Origin of the sequence: Veillonella sp. KGMB01456, from assembly GCF_023051165.1 — a bacterium.
In the GTDB taxonomy this organism is placed as follows: domain Bacteria; phylum Bacillota; class Negativicutes; order Veillonellales; family Veillonellaceae; genus Veillonella_A.
This window is the reverse complement of the sequence record NZ_JALKIG010000002.1, coordinates 1-19,471: the sequence shown is the minus strand read 5'-3', so window position 1 is coordinate 19,471 and position 19,471 is coordinate 1. Positions and strand designations below refer to the sequence as shown.

15 protein-coding genes and 1 pseudogene are annotated in these 19,471 nt (G+C 42.4%); 2 read left to right on the top strand and 14 right to left on the bottom strand.

The genetic code is table 11. The features are described 5' to 3' along the window. Positions 1 to 64 precede the first annotated feature (64 nt). From MXE28_RS00725 to MXE28_RS00660, 14 genes and pseudogenes are all read right to left on the bottom strand, one after another. Entirely contained in the window at positions 65 to 874 is an 810-nt protein-coding gene (locus tag MXE28_RS00725; RefSeq protein ID WP_247239706.1) for a ribonuclease HII, read from the bottom strand. Beyond that, positions 861 to 1,781 (bottom strand): ribosome biogenesis GTPase YlqF, encoded by a 921-nt coding sequence (ylqF, locus tag MXE28_RS00720; RefSeq protein ID WP_021841062.1) that lies wholly within the window; start codon positions 1,779 to 1,781, stop codon positions 861 to 863. Before ylqF ends, MXE28_RS00725 begins: the two co-directional genes overlap by 14 nt. Before the next feature lie 330 nt (positions 1,782 to 2,111). Continuing rightward, a complete protein-coding gene (gene rplS / locus MXE28_RS00715) occupies positions 2,112 to 2,453 on the bottom strand; it encodes a 50S ribosomal protein L19 (RefSeq protein WP_021841063.1) in 342 nt (113 codons plus the stop codon). Between the two features lie 186 nt (positions 2,454 to 2,639). Then, positions 2,640 to 4,044 (bottom strand): annotated as a pseudogene (locus tag MXE28_RS00710) (DASS family sodium-coupled anion symporter). Between the two features lie 111 nt (positions 4,045 to 4,155). After that, positions 4,156 to 6,207 carry a glycine--tRNA ligase subunit beta gene (gene glyS / locus MXE28_RS00705; protein WP_021841066.1) on the bottom strand — a complete coding sequence of 684 codons (2,052 nt, stop codon included), beginning with the start codon at positions 6,205 to 6,207 and terminating at the stop codon, positions 4,156 to 4,158. A 1-nt stretch (position 6,208) separates the two neighbouring features. Then, positions 6,209 to 7,084 (bottom strand): glycine--tRNA ligase subunit alpha, encoded by an 876-nt coding sequence (glyQ, locus tag MXE28_RS00700; RefSeq protein WP_021841067.1) that lies wholly within the window; start codon positions 7,082 to 7,084, stop codon positions 6,209 to 6,211. 159 nt (positions 7,085 to 7,243) lie between these two features. Beyond that, positions 7,244 to 7,960 carry a DNA repair protein RecO C-terminal domain-containing protein gene (locus MXE28_RS00695; RefSeq protein ID WP_021841068.1) on the bottom strand — a complete coding sequence of 239 codons (717 nt, stop codon included), beginning with the start codon at positions 7,958 to 7,960 and terminating at the stop codon, positions 7,244 to 7,246. Positions 7,961 to 7,966: 6 nt separating this feature from the next. Then, complete coding sequence (locus MXE28_RS00690; RefSeq protein ID WP_021841069.1) at positions 7,967 to 9,331, bottom strand: hemolysin family protein; 1,365 nt, start codon at positions 9,329 to 9,331, stop codon at positions 7,967 to 7,969. Between the two features lie 6 nt (positions 9,332 to 9,337). Beyond that, on the bottom strand, positions 9,338 to 10,234 hold the full coding sequence (gene era, locus MXE28_RS00685) for a GTPase Era (RefSeq protein WP_021841070.1): 897 nt from the start codon (positions 10,232 to 10,234) through the stop codon (positions 9,338 to 9,340). Further along, positions 10,227 to 10,721, bottom strand: coding sequence for an rRNA maturation RNase YbeY (gene ybeY / locus MXE28_RS00680; protein ID WP_226974054.1), 495 nt, complete (start codon positions 10,719 to 10,721; stop codon positions 10,227 to 10,229). The genes era and ybeY overlap by 8 nt, the downstream gene beginning before the upstream one ends. 5 nt (positions 10,722 to 10,726) lie before the next feature. After that, complete coding sequence (locus MXE28_RS00675; protein WP_247239704.1) at positions 10,727 to 11,845, bottom strand: PhoH family protein; 1,119 nt, start codon at positions 11,843 to 11,845, stop codon at positions 10,727 to 10,729. Between the two features lie 95 nt (positions 11,846 to 11,940). Next, positions 11,941 to 12,903, bottom strand: coding sequence for a TIGR01212 family radical SAM protein (locus MXE28_RS00670; protein WP_247239703.1), 963 nt, complete (start codon positions 12,901 to 12,903; stop codon positions 11,941 to 11,943). After that, entirely contained in the window at positions 12,896 to 14,761 is a 1,866-nt protein-coding gene (locus MXE28_RS00665; protein ID WP_247239702.1) for a B12-binding domain-containing radical SAM protein, read from the bottom strand. Before MXE28_RS00665 ends, MXE28_RS00670 begins: the two co-directional genes overlap by 8 nt. Before the next feature lie 152 nt (positions 14,762 to 14,913). Further along, a complete protein-coding gene (locus tag MXE28_RS00660) occupies positions 14,914 to 15,498 on the bottom strand; it encodes a histidine phosphatase family protein (RefSeq protein ID WP_247239701.1) in 585 nt (194 codons plus the stop codon). A gap of 489 nt (positions 15,499 to 15,987) precedes the next feature. On the opposite strand from MXE28_RS00660, the gene MXE28_RS00655 reads away from it, so the two are divergent. Continuing rightward, entirely contained in the window at positions 15,988 to 17,211 is a 1,224-nt protein-coding gene (locus MXE28_RS00655; protein WP_021841076.1) for an MFS transporter, read from the top strand. A 126-nt stretch (positions 17,212 to 17,337) separates the two neighbouring features. After that, positions 17,338 to 19,350, top strand: coding sequence for an NAD(+) synthase (nadE, locus tag MXE28_RS00650; protein WP_021841077.1), 2,013 nt, complete (start codon positions 17,338 to 17,340; stop codon positions 19,348 to 19,350). Positions 19,351 to 19,471 lie beyond the last annotated feature (121 nt).

Sequence of the window (19,471 nt, the reverse complement as noted above, 5' to 3'; positions counted from 1 at the left end):
AACTAAAGTTATACATAGAGAATGCAAAAAACCGGCCATAGGACCGGTTTTCCAACATAGGATTCTATTTACTTTTTGACGGATATTCAAAACCTACCATGCTTTTAATGGGTTCAAAACTTTTGCGGTGGAGCGGAGTTATGCCTTGCAATTCCAAGGCTTCTTTATGGAGCGGCGTAAAATAGCCCTTGTGAATGGCAAAACCATAACCCGGATATTCATCCTCCAAGGATTCCATATAACGATCGCGTGTTACTTTAGCCACAATTGATGCGGCCGCAATGGAAGCACTTTTAGAATCACCCTTAACGAGTGATTCTACAGGAACTGCAAGCTCCGGCAATGGCATAGCATCTACCAGGACTGCCTTCGCCGGCACCTTTAAGGTATTAATTGCTTCACACATAGCCGTCTGCGTAGCCCGATAAATATTGAGCTCGTCAATTTTTTCAGGACCATACGAAATGCAACTAACCGCAACGGCTTGGCGCATAATTTCATCATAAATAAGCTCCCGTTTATGCGGTGCAATCTTTTTAGAATCATTAAGGCCTTCGATTTGAGCATTTGGCGGTAAAATTACAGCAGCCACTGTAACCGGCCCCGCAATGGGACCGCGCCCAACTTCATCAACACCGGCCACTTCAAAAATACCTTCTTCATAGAAGCTGTTTTCATACGTATAAAGTGCATTCAAACGCTGAAATTCCGCTAATTGCTTCTTCTGACGCATCACGTAAGCAGCGGCCAACTTACGAACCGAAGATCGGGAATCTTCCTGAGCCCACAAGAGAACATCAAACTCAAATTGAGTGGTTTCCAAAAGGGTTTTAATTTCTTTTACCGTTAAGGCCTCAAATTCATTCTTCGTCATGCTTAGTTTCGTCCTCTTTAGTTAACGGTTCTTCATTGACACTATCCAATGTTAAATTGCCAAGCTTCTGATTCCTATAATCGGTGAGCACAATGCGTCGCGCCTTGTCTAAATCGACGATACCGCCACTTACTAAACAACCGCGACGACGGCCGATATTTTCTAACAATGTATCGGCATCGCCTAACTCTTCCGGTTTTAATTTATAGCGTTCCGCTAATAAACCGGGTTGCGCTTCATTGACCTGATTAAGTAATTGTTTCATTACCGATTCAAGGTCATACACATCATCTGAAATAGCACCGGTCATAGCCAGCCGAGCAGCGGCACGCTGATCTTCCAATTTAGGCCACAATACGCCCGGCGTATCGAGAAGTTCCAAATCCTTACCGATTTTAACCCACTGTTGACCTCTGGTATGACCCGGTTTATCCGCCGTGCGAGTAGCGGCAGCACCGGCCAATTTATTAATCAAGGTAGATTTCCCTACATTGGGAATACCAAGAATGATAGTACGCACGGAACGGCTGCGAATGCCTTTATTCTTCCATTTGTCGATAATCGGCTGGGCCAGACGTTCAACAGCTTTGACTAACTGCTTATTCCCCTTACCGGTTTTGGAATCAATTGCCAATACGGTAGCACCTTGGCTTTCGAAATAAGCAACCCATTCTTTAGTTGCTTGCGGATTAGCCAAATCGGACTTATTTAACACGACGATATGTGGTTTTTGGCCCACTACTTCACTGATTACGGGATTGGCACTACTCCGTGGAATCCGAGCATCCAACAACTCGATGACAACGTCTACTTTTTTGACATATTCCTTTATCATGCGGGTGGCTTTCGCCATATGCCCCGGGAACCAATGTACGACCGGAAATATATCCTGTTTTGTATCTGCCATGGTATCGCCTCCTTTAAGCTTAATCGTTCATCTTTAACTGATTTTTATACACGTATCTTTATGCCACAGTAAAAAATAATAAAAATATTCGTACGTTATATATCGCCTCAGTTTATATATACTGACATATAACGTAGCACACATGTATAATAATCAGAATATTTTTAATTTATGCAATTCGTGTAATTTAATGCAGTGCTAACTAATTGCTAACTAATTGGTCACTCATCACTCGCTAATTATTTACTCATCACTCGCTAGTTTTTCACTAACTATATTATAACATGCAAAAAATAAAGGGCTGCCAACGGCAACCCTTTATTTGTGAAATTAGCGTTTTTCGCGAATACGCGCAGCTTTACCAGTGAGATTACGTAAGTAATACAACTTAGCACGACGAACCACACCACGACGCATAACTTCGATTTTAGCCAAACGTGGGCTGTGAAGTGGGAATGTACGTTCTACACCCACACCGGAAGCAATACGACGAACAGTGAAAGTTTCACGAACGCTACCGCCTTGACGGTTAATAACCAAGCCTTCAAAAACCTGGATACGTTCACGTGTGCCTTCGACAACTTTTACGTGTACACGAACGGTGTCGCCGGCGCGGAATGCAGGAATGTCTGCACGAAGCTGTTCTTGCTCAATTACGTTAATAATGTTCACTTTTTTTCCTCCTTATTGTAGACATTCTTACCCATACCTCATAGGCAGCGGACTATCTCAAAATAACAGTACTATAATATCACATACTAACTATATATAGCAAGTCTATTTTTGTAAAATTTTTACTGCGGCCAACTATTTCCATCAGCCCTATATTTTCGCTACTTACGAATGACTTCAGCCCAATTAGAGTATGCCGAATAGTTTCATACCCAATACGCCGCCCCAGAAGTGAATTAAGAAACTCACAACCGAAATAGCCAGGCCAACGCACCACCACGTACCCTGCGGTACATAGCCGACACCGAAGAAAATCGGCGTTACGCCGGAGCTGTAATGTGTCAACGTACAGCCCGGGCTGTTCATCAAACCGAATAACAAGATGGTAAACGGTATAGGAGCCCCCATCGCCACCAAAATAGCCGCAAAAGCGGAGAACAAAGCGGTAATGCGAGCGGTGCCGCTGGCAAAGAAATATTGAGAATACACGAAAGCCGCTGATACAAAGAAAGAGGCCCAGAACCAGTCATACCCTTTCAGGAAGTTACTTACGAAATCCGCAAATACTGCAACAACGCCTAACTTACCAAGGAGCCCGGCCATACCGATGAGGGTACCCATCCAGATGAGTATATCCCAAGCCGTTTTTTCGCCCAATATATCATCCCACGTTAATGAGCCCGTCACAACACAGGCAAGAACGCCGATTAAAGCGACAGCCGTTGGATGCAATTTAGTCCAGATAGCTGTAGCCCATAAAATGATACAAGCCACAAAAATCAAAGCCACATAAATTTCACTCTTGGTGATAGGTCCTAACTTATCCAGCTCTTTTTGTGCCATCGCCGGTGCTTCCGGCGTCGCTTTAATTTCAGGCGGATAGATTTTATAAATGAACCACGGCATTAAAATCATACAAATCACACCGGGAATCACGCCCGCCTGAAACCATTCCCACCAGGAAATATCATAACCGAATAGCTTGGCCCCTAAGGAGGTAATCAATAAGTTACCGCTACAAGCCGTTAAGAAAATAGTAACGGTAATCGTATTAATGGTGTGAGCCGTAGTCATCAAAAAGGCACCGATTTTGCGGGACGAGCTGTCGTGTGGATTGGATCCGAAGGACAGTGAAACATTTTGCACAATCGGGAAAATAATCCCGCCCCCCACGGGCCGTATTTGACGGCGTTGCCGGCGATATAATCAAATCTGCACAGGCTAACGCATAGGATAGCTTCAACGAACTGGTACCGAATAAATGAATTAAGGTATACGCAATCCGCTTGCCGAGGCCGGAATTAATGATGCCGCGGGAGAAAAATACAGCTGCCACGATGAGCCATACATTAGCTTCCGCGTAACCGCCCAAAGCTTGTACCATAGTGATAGATTTAGTCGCTACGGCAGCAACAACGCCAAAAATCGCCATAATCCCCGTAGGCCAGGGGCGCAGAATAAAGCCTGCAATAGTGGCTATAAAAATAGCCAACAATTGCCAACCTTCCGGCTTAATGGCCTCGGTGTGAGGTAAAAACCATATAACAAGCCCTACCAAAACGGTTAAGGCCGCTCGCATAAAAGTATTCATATTAACATCCCCAAATCATATAAATCTGCTCTCTCTTTCAGATTTATTCTAAATTTTTTAAGTACTTATATCTTGTTTTGAACGTGTTCAATTTGATATTGTAATTTAGTTTTATTTTAAAGTACTTACATCCCCGATAACAGCCATGGATTCATAGGCCAAACGCACTAATTGTAAACGATTGGCTTTAACCGCTTCATCGTCGACCATAACCATAACATCTTCAAAGAATTTATTAATAGCCGGTACCAAGGTTTCAGGAATAGCTACTACTTTATCATAATCCTTGTTTTCAAGGGCTGTTTGTGAATTTTCATAAGCAAGAACCGCTTCTTTGAATAATGCTTTTTCAGCTTCGTCACTGAATAACAAATCATCCACAGCCTTATAGCTTTCGTTTTTAACCAAGTTATACATACGCGTATAAGCCTGAACGAGTTCTACATTTTCATCGATACGATGAGCCATAATAGCTTTAACAAGGCCGTCAGCCTGAGTTACGGTAACAGTCGGATTGGATAATACCAATTCAATAACATTGTGCGGCACTTCATGATCGAGGTAAATATTTTTCAAACGAAGGGCAAAGAAGTTATTCAACTGTCCTACGATTTCATCGTGTTTAGCTTCCGGAACGCCTAACAATGTTAAATCCTGGCGCCATAACGGTTCTAAAGAAACATTCCAAGCACTATTGCTTAAAATATTCAATACGCCGATAGTCTGACGACGAAGTGCATAAGGGTCCTGGGAGCCGGTTGGAATTAAGCCGCGGCTGAAAGTAGCCACAATATTGTCAACTTTGTCGATAATGCTGAGCACTTTACCGGCCGGAGTTTCAGGCAAAATATCGCCGGCAAAACGTGGCAAATATTGTTCAAAAATAGCTTCCGCCACTTCACCGGATTCACCGTCGAGCAAAGCATATTCTTTACCGATAATGCCCTGTAATTCAGTGAATTCAGTTACCATGCCGGTTGTTAAGTCCGTTTTTGCCAATACGGTAGCTCGTTCAAGTTCAACCATGGCGTCTTCACCAAGGCCGCAAGCTTCACCGAATTCAGCACCTAAGGCTAATAAACGTTCAGTTTTATCAGCTAAATTACCGAGACCTTCTTGGAATACGATTTTCTTAAGGCCTTCAGAACGATCGGCCAAGGCTTTTTTACGATCTTCATTAAAGAAGAATTTAGCATCGTCCAAACGAGCACGCAATACGCGTTCGTTACCGGCTGTTACCACATCAAGACTATGGCTGTCGCCATTGCGAACGGTAAGGAACATTGGCAATAATTTACCGTCTTTGGATACCAATGGGAAATAACGCTGATGGTCTTTCATCGGCGTAATAACCGCAGCATCCGGCAATGCCAAGTAACTTTCATCGAAAGTACCGCAAAGAGCTGTCGGATATTCTACCAAGTATAAAACTTCTTCCAATAAATCGTCGTCCCATACGATGGTAGCATTTTTAGAATCAGCCAAATCATGAAGTTGTTTACTAATCATGTCACGGCGTTTATCTTGATCCACGATAACAAAGTTATCTTCCAAGTTTTTGATATAATCAGCCGGATGCTGTACAAGCACACCGCGTTCACCTAAGAAACGATGGCCACGGCTGAAGTTGGAGGAACGAACACCGGCAAATTCCACCGGAATTACGGCGGTGCCCAATAAAGCCAAAATCCAACGAACCGGACGAATGAATTTATCATCCAAATCGCCCCAATGCATAGATTTAGGGAAACTTAAACCATGAATTAATTCAGGCAAGATTTGTGTGAAAATATCCATAGCTTTAACACCGGCTGTTTTGGTTTCAGCGTAAATATAACCGTCTTCTACTACTAAGTCGGCTACATCAAGGCCTTTACCGCGGGCAAAGCCGATAGCGGCTTTTGTCGGATTGCCATCTGCATCATAAGCGATAGCTGCGGAAGGTCCTTTATGGCGTTCGCTCAATTCTTCGGACATATCCGCTGCACCATCAACCATTAAGGTAATACGGCGTGGTGTGCCCATAGTGCGAATCACTTCATATTTTAAATGATGTTCCTGCAATTTAGTTTCCGTTAAGGATTTAAGCTGTGCTAAAATGCCGGGCATGGCGCCGGCCGGTATTTCCTCAGCACCAATTTCAAATAATACATCTTCAGCCATATTACTTATCTCCTTTCAAGAGTGGGAACCCTAATTCTTCACGTTTATCCAAGTATGCCTGAGCGCAAATACGAGCAAGACTGCGTACACGACCGATGAAAGCGGTACGTTCGCTGATACTGATGGCGCCGCGAGAATCTAATAAGTTAAACGTGTGCGAGCATTTTAACACATAGTCGTAAGCCGGCAAAATATAGCCTTCTTCACAAATGCGTTTAGCTTCTTTTTCATACATTTCAAACAAAGTGAATAACATATCCGTATCGGCTAAATCGAAGCTGTAAGCAGACTGTTCCACTTCATTAAGATGCCAAATATCGCCATACGTTACATTTTCATTCCATTTCAAATCATACACGTTTTCTACGCCCTGAATATACATAGCCAAACGTTCCAAACCATACGTAATTTCTACAGATACCGGTTTTACATCGATACTGCCCACTTGTTGGAAGTAAGTAAACTGCGTTACTTCCATGCCGTCGAGCCAAACTTCCCAGCCGAGACCCCAAGCGCCTAAAGTTGGCGATTCCCAGTTGTCTTCTACGAAGCGGATATCATGGTCTTTCGCATGAATCCCCAAAGTTTCCAAGCTTTTTAAATACAACTCCTGAATATTTTCAGGCGATGGTTTAACGATAACCTGGAATTGATGATGTTGGAACAAACGGTTTGGATTGTCACCATAACGGCCATCCGCCGGACGACGGGATGGTTCCACATAGCAAACGGCCCAAGGTTCAGGTCCGATAGCGTGTAAAAAAGTCGCCGGGTTCATTGTACCGGCCCCTTTTTCCATATCATAAGGCTGTTGTAAAATACAACCTTGCTCTGCCCAGAATTTTTGCAGATTTAAAATTATTTCTTGAAATGTCATGTTCGTTCCTCCTAACATGGTGGCCCTTTAGGACACTAACTTCTGTTACCATACCAATTCCCGTTTATATTGTCAACCAAAAACATATGTCCTCGGTCAAAAATTGCTTATATAGTAATAATTATATGCGTAACTTACTAACTATTATTAAAGCCATTGCTAATCAAAAGCTTTCGCCTTCATTTCATGTAAGAATCGCAAAGAACTGAGTTCTTGCCCCAACTGTATCGTTGTATAGGCAAAAAGCGCACGCTCCAACTCGCGCCACAATGTACGGGGCAATTGAACCGATGTGGTATCCTGCCAATCATAGAGCAAAATCTGCCCTATCGCATCTTGCGCCGTTCGCGACAAAGTAAAGCCAGTTGTGTCTGTGAATTCTTTGACAAACCGAGCTACCCCGTCCGCCTGTTGATAGGCTTTAGCGGATGGCACAAAGCCGGCCAGACTAAGTAGTTGCCAACCCAGTAAGATAACGGCTAACGGCACCGGCTTCGTACGAATTAACTCCGAAAATCGCACAACCAAAGTATAAAGATTTATATCTCGTTCTTCCGCAGCAAAGGCGGTGCTGATAAACTCCCCCGCAAAGGCAGCATAGCAAATGCTGTCTAAATCGGTTTCGATGGAGCGAACTAAATAACGACCGTCCAGTTGCTGTAAATCGTAATACTCACCATTCGGCAATAAGGTAATATACACCTGACTGAAAGGCTGTAAATAACCGGCATTTTTAAGCGTCTGCCAACGCCGTTGCGGGATGGAGCAATGAAGAATACCACGTTGTTTTGTCAAAAACGTTACTACTGAATAGGTCTTGCGTTTACGGCGATATAAGACCACCGCATCACAATTTATCGTATTTTGACCTTTCATAGGGTATTACTCCTTTTCCTTATCCTGCTCCTTAGGCTCAGCTTCAGTCTCTTCTTCAACCGGTGGTACCGGTGCCGCTTTGAGACGGGCAATGCGATACCCTTGCATTTCTGTAACGGTGAAAACATAACCGGAAAGCTCAACCGTATCGCCTACAACCGGCGTACGTTCCAGCATACCGAAGATATAACCGCCGATAGTATCTTCTTCCGGCTCATCGAAGTCAACATGCATAGCATATTCCACTTCGTCCACAAGGACTTTGCCGTCAAAATCGAAGGTGCCGTCATCATTGATGACTACAGCCGGTAAATCTGTTTCATGCTCATCTTTAATGTCGCCAACGAGCTCTTCGATAATATCTTCGAGGCAAACAAGACCCACCATACCGCCGTATTCATCAACTACAACAGCCTGATAAATTCGACGGGTACGCATATATTGTAAGAGTACGGAAAGCTTCATGACTTCCGGTACGGTCAAAATATCGCGACGAACTAAGCGTAAATCTTTCCGAGCCTTTTCTTTTTGCTCCATTAAATCCTTAATATGAACAAGGCCGATTACATGATCCTTATCTTCCATACAAAGGGGATAACGGGTATGACTTGTTTCAGAAATAATTTTTAAGGTTTCTTCAAAGTCATCTTCCACGTAGATGCAATCTACATCTTGACGAGGAATCATAACTTCACGAGCCATGCGCTCCACAAAGTCAAATACATTATCGATAAGCTCGCCCTCCACATGGTCAAGCTTACCTTCCGAATGAGATCGGTTAACCATCATACGAATTTCTTCTTCCGTATGCACTAAGTCCAGTTCGTTTTTGTACAACGTGCCGAAGCTCTTTAAGAAGATAGCGCTCACTTTTTCCGCCACCCATACTAACGGTGTAGCTATAAAGCCTACGCCCATAACTATCTTGGCAGTCCAACGGATATAGCGAATCGGGAAAGATAAACCCAATGCTTTAGGAATAATTTCACCGAAAGTCAGGATGGATAACGCAATCAAGGCTATCACTATAAAATCGATAATACCGGCCAGCCAATCAGTTTCGACCTCAAACAATCGCTCCCAATCTGCAATAAACGGTGCTATCAAAGCACTGCCAACGCCGGCAAGGAGTACGATAAAAAACAGAATCAAAAATTGCGCCGTATTAATAAACCGAGCCGGTCGTTTATACAAATTTCGCAAATACGCTTTGGCCACTTCACTTAAATCTTCAATATCATCCAAATGCTCTTCACTGAGCCTTGCGAATGAAAATTTTGCCAAAACTAAAATATTAATCATTACAATACAAACTACGGCCAACCCTATCAATAATATGGCGGCCCCTAGGGGGGTATCTATACCAATCATTCCTTTCTATTCATAACCAAATTCAGACAACATGCCTGATTTGTTGCGCCAATCCTTTTTAACTTTTACCCATAAATCGAGGTAAACTTTGGTGGCCAATAAGCGTTCTACATCCGTTCTCGCTTCAGCCCCTAATTCACGCAACATATTTCCTTTTTTACCGATTATTATACCCTTTTGCGAGTCCCGTTCGCAATAGATAGTTGCACGAATGTAAGTGGTGCCGTCGGGACGTTGTTTCATCTCATCTACATCAACAGCGATAGCATGCGGAATTTCTTCACGCGTTTTAAGCAAAATTTTTTCACGCACAATATCGGCAATAATAAGACGTTCCGGCTGATCCGTAATCATATCTTCCGGGAAGTACTGCGGACCTTCCGGTAATACTTTTTCCAATACGTCCAATACTTCATGGATATTATCCTTTTCAAGGGCAGAAATAGGAATAATCCCTTCAAAGGGATATAAATTCTGATATTCTACGATAGTTTCCAAAATTTGTTCTTTGGACAAAGTGTCAATCTTATTGATTACCAAGAATACCGGTACATCCACATTCTTAAGCTGTTCGATGATGAAATTGTCCCCGGGCCCGCGTTTTTCATTGCCTGCCACCAAGAATAAAACGGCTTCTACTTCTTTTAGCGAGTCTACGGCCGCTTTTACCATGAATTCACCCAATTTGTGTTTCGGCTTATGAATCCCCGGCGTATCCATAAACACAATCTGTTTTTTCTCATCCATGTACACACAAACGATGCGATTACGCGTCGTCTGCGCTTTATCGGAAACAATCACAATTTTATTGCCAATGAGCGCATTGATTAATGTGGATTTGCCCACATTCGGACGCCCTACCACTGCTACAAAACCGGATTTAAAATGTTTATCTTTATTCATTATATGGTGCATCCTCCCGCACATAACCTAAATTGCCCAATACGAACTCTTCTTCGCGGCGCATTTCCGCTTTATCTTCATCCGTCATATGATCATAACCCAAAATATGTAAACAACCATGAACTGTTAAATATGCCAATTCCCGTTCAAACGGATGGCCGTATTCTTCAGCCTGTTCGGCTGTTCGTTCCAAGGAAATAATCAAATCGCCAATCAAATGAGTTTCCACTTCCATATCAATTTCGTCCCCTTCATTGAGGGCAAAAGACAAGACATCGGTTGGACGGTCGATGCCGCGATACTCTTTATTGAGCTGATGGATTACTTCATTGTTACAAAGTAATACACTGAGCTCTTCTTCATCGCTGAGACCATATACTTCGCTCACTTCGCCGCAAACTTTTTGAATAATTTCTTCATTAAGGGCTGCCGTTTTATCACCTTCAACAGGTTCCATGCCTTCTGCATAACTGATTGTAACTATCATAGGTTTCACCGACCTTCCTCTTGTGTAGTATCCGTCTTTTGAACCGGTGTATCAAACTCTTTTGCGATTACATCGGTTGAATCATTTTTTACCGTTTTATCCGCCTTAGCTTGCTTATCCGTTTTATCGTTCTTTTGTTTACTAAGCGGTTTATTTAAATCACGCCCGGTTCGTTTCACTTCATACCGTTCATACGCGCGAATAATCTTACTTACCAGGTCATGACGAACTACGTCCGCATCGGTAAAGTGAACCATGGAAATGCCGGCTAGGCCCGTAAGTACATTTTCCGCCTCAATAAGGCCTGACACCATGCGTCCCGGTAAGTCGATCTGGGTGCGGTCACCGTTAATAACCATCTTAGAGTTGTTACCCAAACGGGTTAAGAACATCTTCATTTGTTCCGGTGTCGTGTTCTGTGCTTCGTCCAAAATGATAAAGGCGTTTTCCAAAGTACGGCCGCGCATGTAAGCGAGTGGAGCCACTTCGATGATACCGCGTAGCATGAAACGGTCAACCTGTTCCAAGCCGAACATATCATTTAATGCGTCATAGAGTGGTCTCAAATAGGGATCCACCTTTTCCTTTAAATCGCCAGGCAAATAACCAAGCTTTTCACCGGCTTCAACGGCCGGACGCGTTAAAATAATACGCTCTACATCGCGATTTTTTAAGTAAAAAGCAGCCAGTGCTACGGCTAGGAACGTTTTACCCGTACCGGCCGGTCCGATGCCAAAAGTAATCGTATTGCGACGAATACTGTCTACATACACCTTCTGACCTTCCGTTTTTGGCGTAATCATGCGACCCTTCATAGTCACATTAATGGTATCTTCAAACATGGTATGCAATAAATCGGCCTTACCGGATTTAACCATGCGCACGGCCATACGAATCTGCTGTTCCGTAATGGCACTGCTTTCTTTATAAAGGAAAACCAGTTCTTCCAGGACACGCCAAAAATGGTTGACAATTTCATCGTCCCCTTTGAGTTGCAACGTATCGCCGCGACTCACCACCTGGCAAGGTAATTCTTCCACAATAATCTTTAAATTTCGTTCTTGCATCCCCAAAATAGGGGCTGCCATTTCATAGCGGGGAAACGTAAAAGTTCGTTCCGTCATACTCTTCTCCTTATTCCTTTTAACTGTAATAAATAAAACTGTAGGATTTTATAAAAATGCCATTAATTGTATCTGCCAATATTCGTTATTCATTTTTACAAAAATTTACGTACTGCCGAGCCGTTTAAGTAGTTACATAAGTCCCCCTGTCGCACATCACGTTCATCCATACGTCGTTCTATTTCTTCTTGAATACGCCACCAGCCCATAGACCAATTCGTAAACAAGGTGTTTTCTTCCGGCGCCCGGCCAACCAAGCGCTGTAAGACTATATTTTTATCTAAATGTCGTAAAAAAGCAATAACACGCTCAATATATTCATCGGCACTGATTAATTCAAATTGTTTCTCTTCATACCACTTGTCCATTAATGTATTCTTTACAATATAAAGAGCATGCAGTTTAACTTGATCAACACCGAGTGCCGTTAAAATCCTGGCCCCTTCAATCGTATCCGTCATGGTATCCCACGGCAGATTGACGATCATATGAGCACAAACGCTGAAGCCGTAACGTTTAGTCCTAAGCACCGCATCAATGAACTCCGCCATGCCGTGACCACGATTGATTTTTTCAAGGGTGTGGTAATTCACCGACTGCAAGCCGTATTCCAAATAAATATCCACACCGTATGTTTCCTTAATACCTTTTAGAATCTCTAGGTACGTGTCGTTAATACAGTCAGGTCTGGTCGCTATGGCAAGGCCAACCGTACTATCAATGCAACCTGCCTCCATATATTCTTTGAAACGTTCCGGTTCCAAATACGTATTGCTGAAATTTTGGTAATACGGAATGTATTTATACGCTTTATATTTAGGGGCAATATGGGCAATATTCTTCACCAATTGCTCCTGCACCGTCATAGAGGCCGGTAGATTTTCATAGCCCGCCCCGATTTCGCCGCAGAATACACAGCCCCCTACACCGGCCGAACCGTCACGATTAGGGCAAGTTAACGGTAAGGCTACAGGCAATTTATATACTTTTTCTCCATATTTTTCTTTCAAAAAAGCCGATATGGCTCGATACCGTTTCGGTTTTGTCGTATCACTCATTAACTAATACCACCTCCGGTCTTACAAACGGCGTTTGCCGTTGTTTTACATCTATAATTAGCGTCACCCGGTCTATCCCCTTTGTCTTATAGGTCTTCTGTTCCGCTTCGGAAATGGCACCTAATATAACGGCTGTAGCCAATGTGACTGTATGTTCACAATAATCTTGACGAATCCGTCGCCATTCTACAAAGCGATAATTAGGAATAAACTGTTTCACTAATTCTTCGTCACGCCAGAACGTCTCGCCGGCCTGTAACAATTCCTTAGTCTGTTTAGGGAGGCCCAATTCATCGCCCCGCACTTTACCGCCGAAGCTTACCAGGCAATCATATTCCAAGAGCTCTTTACTGATTACATCATTTTGTTTTTCAAAATAATCATGTAAAAAAGCCATTTGGTCGCGATCATTCAATTTACGCTGATGTAAATTCTGGGCGAGCCAGGCTTTCGTCAAATTTTCAAAATAATGGAAGGCACTTTCGCCATTGGCAATTAAACGTCGTCCTAAATAGCCAAACACAGTGCGCAACCGTTCACTGTTGTAAAAACGCTCAAACACATCTTCAAAATGCTTTAAAAAGCGTATTTCATCGTAAGGCATGACATGCGTAGCCAGTACTTCATACGGTGCCTTCGGATCATATACATAATCATAATCCTTACTTCGTTCCAAACCGGACCCTTGTAATAATTTAAGAAACCCGATTTGCAAAGCATGTGGCGTCAAACTAAACACATCGTTAAAAGACTCACCAAAACGCTCATAAGGCTCATGCGGTAAACCAACGATGAGGTCCATATGTACATGGGTTCGCCCACCTTCGATAACGGGACGGATAACCTCACAAATATGGGCCCAATTGTTATAGCGCTGAATGGCCTTAAGTGTTTCCGGATTTGTGCTCTGAACACCTACTTCAATCTGCATACGCCCTTTGGGGGCAGTGACGAGTAAATCAACTTCTTCCTGCCCCATCAAAACCGGTTCCATTTCCAAGTGGAAATTCGTCGCCGTATCCGCATCATGGATCCACTGCATCAGCGGTAAATGATAATGCTTGGCGCAGTTAAAGGTTCTGTCTACAAATTTAACTTGCTTTACCTTATGGTCAATAAACCACTGTAATTCTTTAAAGGTTCGTTCCTGCGGGAAAAATCGTACCGTATTGGCATTGCCCGATAAACAGTACTGACAGTGAAACGGACAGCCGCGAGACGATTCATAGTAAATAATCTTATGTTCCAAATCTACCATATCCGATTCATCATAGGGGAATGGAATCGTACCTAAATCGGCTACTTCCGCCACTTCTTCAGAACCTTTAATAGGATATATCTCATTTAAAGAATTAACGTTCCCAACATTAGCAATCAACGCTGTAACATCCATAGTATTGGTGCCGGTTACATCAGTTCCGGTTTCACGTCCCAATATACCCGTTATAGCCGGTTCCAACGGTGATTCTCCGGCTTGCAATTTAGCCGTTAATTTGGCAAAAGCTTCTTCCCCTTCACCTTGTACAATGTAATCAATATACGGATGCTGTTCTAAAATACGGCGAGCCGTATAAGATACTTCCGGACCGCCCAGTACAATTTTTACCGCCGGTCGTACCGATTTTAACAAAGACGCTACATGGAGTGTCATATCAATATTCCATATATAGCAGGCAAATCCCACTACATCGGCGTCATGTTCCGTTAAATCGCTTATAATATCCAAAACAGGCATATTAATAGTGTATTCCACTATATCATATGCCTGTCCTTGAGTGCGTCCGAAGGCGCGCAAATACCTGAGCGCCAACGACGAATGTATAAATTTTGAATTTAAAGTACTTAAGAGTATGTTCATTAATATCCTCATCATATGATCGCAGTTAACTACACTGCCACTAACTTAGTCATCGGCTATATTATATCATATTTTGAGAATTTTGTGTGAATGGAGGGTATTGATTGTCGAGTTTTACTATAATATTACATTCAATAAACTCTTAATGGTACTTAAAGTTCGTACGTAAAAATATCACAGTTATAAATTACCGGACAATCAAAAGATTCCGACATAAGCTGTTTAGCCGAAGCATCAGGCTTCTCCGCCACCTGAAAAAAAGCTTTCATAAACAATGCATGCGTAAATACGGCAACATTTTTATGACTACCGCCAAAACGTTCATTTAACAATAAGTGGGCGGCCTTAACACGCTTAATAAATTGCCCGAACGATTCTACCGTAGGATGCATTTGTAAATCCGGATTCAATGTTTCCCAAAATTTTTCCACCATCGGCTTACGCTCCGCCATGGTCGACCCCATACATTTCACCGGATCTAAATAAGTAAATTCACGAACTTCCGGCCATTCTTCAACCGTAGCCGTCGGATAGGCATTAATCGTCGGTTTCGCAGTTTCTTTAGTACGTAAATACGTAGAGTGAATAATATACTCTAAGTGATTAGGCAAATGTTCCGGCACTTCTTGCGCTTGAGATTGCCCCAATGGCGTTAAAGGTATAGTTGCCGTTCCAAACGTTTTTAGACCTGCATTTGCTGCACTTTCACCATGACGGATAAGATAAATTGTTGCCATAAGTCTCCTTTTACTCAATTGCATAATTACACAATCACTCATTACTCCATAATCTGATAAGTCGGGATTAGGCCCGATATTCTACTCAATACTCTACGCTCAACTAATTTTTATTTCCAGTAAACACCCCATACAAGATATAATAAAATTTTATTCCCCGTATAAAACTTTTAAATAATACTCATTATATACTCATTTATCAAGAAAACACAACAATATTTTTATTGATAATACTTTTTTAAAAAAAATTGGTATTTTTCACAAAATACTCGCATTTATCCTTATTAACTACATAATAAAAAGAGTTTATTCAAATTTTAAAGCTTCTCGTTATAAATCACTAAACAATCATCATTTACCTAAACAAGTATGTAAATTTCTTGTAAAAGTGTGCCAAGAGGTATAAAATATGAGTGTTACGGATAATTAGTACTTACAAAGTTGATTACTAATCCGATGTAATAATTAAACTTAAAAAAGAGGTCTTTTATGTCTACCGAAATAAGTATTAACCAGACTCCGTCTGAAAATAGATTTATACAAAAAACTCACGAATATTTACCGGCCATATGCCATATGATTAATGATACGGCTCAAGGTTCATTACCGGCTCTATTGCCATTATTTATTACCAATTACGGGCTCACCTATGAACAAGTAGCCATTATTATCTTTTTCAACACAGCCTTAGCTACGGTTGCCCAACCATTCTTTGGCTATTTGGCGGATAAAAAAACCTTTTGGCAAAGTGTTCCATTGGGAATTCTGATTTGCGGCTTTAGTATTGCTTCCATTGCCTTTGTAGACAGTTATGTGGGCATTATTATGTGCGCCCTCATTTCCGGTTTCGGCTCAGCCCTGTTCCATCCGGAGGCAGCGCGTTGGGTTAACGCGATTGCGGGTAAAGAAAAAGGCAAGGCCATGAGTTATTTTTCTGTTGGTGGCCAAGCCGGTTTTACCATCGGTCCTATCATCGGCAGCAGCGCTTATATTTGGGGCGTCAAAAGCCTCTTAATCTTTGCCGTTATCGCCATTGTGGCAGTGACCCTCTATTTAGTATTAAAACCATATAAATTAGCCGCCAAAGCGGAACGTAAAGTAAAAGAAACCTCTGCCAACGTTACGGCTCAAAATGACTGGCGCAGTTTCAATATTCTCTTCGTTACCATTGCGGCTCGCTCCATTTGCTTTGCCGTACTTAACACCTTTATCCCCATCTATTGGATTACCCATTTAGGTCAAACAACGGCATCCGGTAACTTAGCCCTTTCTATTTATTTTGTTTGCGGTATTATCGTTACCGTTCTTGGCGGTACCTTAGCCGATCGCATCGGCTATGTTAAAGCCATTCGTTATTGCTATATTTCCCTTGTGCCTATCATGTTGGCCTTTACTCTAAGTGATTCCTACTGGCTCTCCATGATTCTAATTTTACCGTTAAGTTTCGGTATTTTTACCCAATACAGCCCTATGATTATTTTAGGACAAGTGTATTTAGCTAAAAACATCGGCTTTGCCTCCGGTATTACCTTAGGACTCGGCATTACCCTTGGTGGCATTGTCGCGCCTCTTATCGGTAAATTGGCAGATATGTACGGTCTTCAAAATGCTTGGCTCACTTTAAATCCGATTGTCTGGATTGCCTTACTGTCCACCTATTTCATTACCGATTTGCCTCATTTAAAAAATAAAATCACTACCGTTGAAAAATAAGGTATAATAAAACTGTCTAAGACATATTGCACTAATATATCTTAGACAGTATTTTTACATTATGAATCTTTACATTATAAACCTTTACATTATGAACTGTTCTCTTTTTCAAAATAAGGAGCTCCTATGATACGCATCGGTATGGGCCAAATTGAAATTACGCCCGGCAACCCCCGTAAAAACAGAGATATTATTTTACAAGCGATCGAATACGCTAAAGCCTTGCGCTTGGACCTATTAATTCTTCCCGAACTCGCTCTTAGCGGTTATCTCATCGGCGATGTATGGGATCAACCGGCTTTTGTCAATGAATGCGTAGCCATGGGCGAAACAATTATCAAGTCAACCGATAATATAGCTGTCATCTTCGGCAATGTCGGCCTCGATCCTGACAAAACCAATTTTGATGGACGACCACGCAAATTTAACGCTATTTTCGCCGCTCAAAACGGCGAGCTCATTACCCCTCAGGAATCGCCCTATCCGTTTATTATAAAAACGCTCAATCCGAACTATCGCTTCTTCAATGAAGCTCGCTATTTCACGCCGCTACCGACTGTAGCTCAAGAGTTACATCGCCCGGTTGAGGAGTTGTTAGGCCTTTTACCATTTACTTTTAAAAACGGCGAAATGTTCAATGTAGCCCCACTCTTATGTGAAGATAGCTGGGATGAAAACTACTCCTTCTCTCCAACGACGACGCTTGCGGATAAGAGCACCATTCAAGATGTGCCGATTGATGCATTTATCAATATTTCAGCGTCCCCATTTACCCTTGGCAAAAACGAACGACGCCATCGCCTATTCAGTGAACGCGCTAAGGAATTAGAAACGCCTGTCTTCTACATTAATTCTGTGGGCTTACAAAATAATGGTAAATCCATTTGTACCTTTGACGGTCAATCCACGGTGTACAACCAAGCTGGCCAAGTAGTTGCTCAATTACCGGCCTACGAAGCTACCGTACAGCCTGTTTTAATGGCAAAAACAAGCGAAGCAACCACGGTTGAAAATGCTGACAGCCCGATTACTGAAAATAGCCGAAATGTAACGACTGAAGCACGCTACGAAGTAGTAGATTTATACGATAACCAAACAGTGATTAAAACGCCTGTTAAATCAGAAGCACCTTTGGAAGTTGCTCAAATTTACCGGGCCCTTCATTACGGCTTAAAATCCTTCTTAAAGCAAACAGGCATAAAAAAAATCGTCATCGGCGTGTCCGGCGGTATAGACTCAGCCTTAAACGCAGCCCTCTATGCGACCGTATTAGATCCATCACAAATTTATTTGGTGAATATGCCGACCCGCTTCAATTCAACGGCTACGAAAGATTTAGCAGCTCAACTGGCCAAGAATCTAGGTTGCCAATATGCCGTTTGCCCGGTAGAGGACAGTTTAACGCTCACCGTCAACCAATTTGAGTCATTAACCTTTGAAGGCCCGAACGGCTCCGAACAAGTCAAAGTTAGCTCCTTTGTGAAAGAAAATATCCAAGCCCGCGACCGCTCTGCTCGTATCTTGGCCGGTCTCGCTGCTTCTGTAGGCGGTGCTTTCACCTGCAACGGCAATAAGACGGAATTCACCATCGGTTATGCCACCCTATATGGTGATTTAGCCGGTTTCCTAGCCGCCTCCGGTGACCTTTGGAAATATCAGGTCTATGATTTAGCCAATTATTTAAACCGTGAAATCTTCAAGCGCGAAGTCATCCCCCAAGGCACTATTGATATCATTCCGAGTGCGGAATTATCTGAAAACCAGGATATCACCAAAGGTCAAGGCGATCCATTGCAGTACGAATACCACGACCGTTTATTTAAGAGCTTCATCGAACCTTGGAATCGTATGACGCCGGAAGATTTACTGCTCGCGTATAAAGAAAATCGTTTAGAAGCGATTCTAAACTTACCTAAGCCGATTTCTCATTACTTTGACAGTGCGTCCGACTTTATCGCTGATTTAGAACGTTGGTGGAATTCCTTCGCCGGCCTGGCCGTGGCCAAACGAATCCAGAGCCCGCCTATCATCGTAGTCAGCCGTCGAGCCTATGGCGGTGATTTGCTGGAATCCCAAATGGCACCGTATTATACGGAAAAGTATTTTGAATTAAAAGAAGAATTATTACAGCTGCAATAACTATTATCGGTTCAAAATAATATAACACTAAAAAAGAAATGCCTCGGAAGGTTGAATTATTACCTTTGAACCGACCCCTTAAAGTTAGACCTAAAAATCTAATTTTAAGGAGGTCGGTTTT

Bases quoted from the DNA above. Each gene is read 5' to 3' on its own strand.
- MXE28_RS00725 (WP_247239706.1), bottom strand. From the start codon at position 874: ATGACGAAGAATGAATTTGAGGCCTTAACGGTAAAAGAAATTAAAACC.
- ylqF (WP_021841062.1), bottom strand. From the start codon at position 1,781: ATGGCAGATACAAAACAGGATATATTTCCGGTCGTACATTGGTTCCCG.
- glyS (WP_021841066.1), bottom strand. From the start codon at position 6,207: ATGGCTGAAGATGTATTATTTGAAATTGGTGCTGAGGAAATACCGGCC.
- glyQ (WP_021841067.1), bottom strand. From the start codon at position 7,084: ATGACATTTCAAGAAATAATTTTAAATCTGCAAAAATTCTGGGCAGAG.
- MXE28_RS00695 (WP_021841068.1), bottom strand. From the start codon at position 7,960: ATGAAAGGTCAAAATACGATAAATTGTGATGCGGTGGTCTTATATCGC.
- MXE28_RS00690 (WP_021841069.1), bottom strand. From the start codon at position 9,331: ATGATTGGTATAGATACCCCCCTAGGGGCCGCCATATTATTGATAGGG.
- era (WP_021841070.1), bottom strand. From the start codon at position 10,234: ATGAATAAAGATAAACATTTTAAATCCGGTTTTGTAGCAGTGGTAGGG.
- ybeY (WP_226974054.1), bottom strand. From the start codon at position 10,721: ATGATAGTTACAATCAGTTATGCAGAAGGCATGGAACCTGTTGAAGGT.
- MXE28_RS00675 (WP_247239704.1), bottom strand. From the start codon at position 11,845: ATGACGGAACGAACTTTTACGTTTCCCCGCTATGAAATGGCAGCCCCT.
- MXE28_RS00670 (WP_247239703.1), bottom strand. From the start codon at position 12,903: ATGAGTGATACGACAAAACCGAAACGGTATCGAGCCATATCGGCTTTT.
- MXE28_RS00665 (WP_247239702.1), bottom strand. From the start codon at position 14,761: ATGAACATACTCTTAAGTACTTTAAATTCAAAATTTATACATTCGTCG.
- MXE28_RS00660 (WP_247239701.1), bottom strand. From the start codon at position 15,498: ATGGCAACAATTTATCTTATCCGTCATGGTGAAAGTGCAGCAAATGCA.
- MXE28_RS00655 (WP_021841076.1), top strand. From the start codon at position 15,988: ATGTCTACCGAAATAAGTATTAACCAGACTCCGTCTGAAAATAGATTT.
- nadE (WP_021841077.1), top strand. From the start codon at position 17,338: ATGATACGCATCGGTATGGGCCAAATTGAAATTACGCCCGGCAACCCC.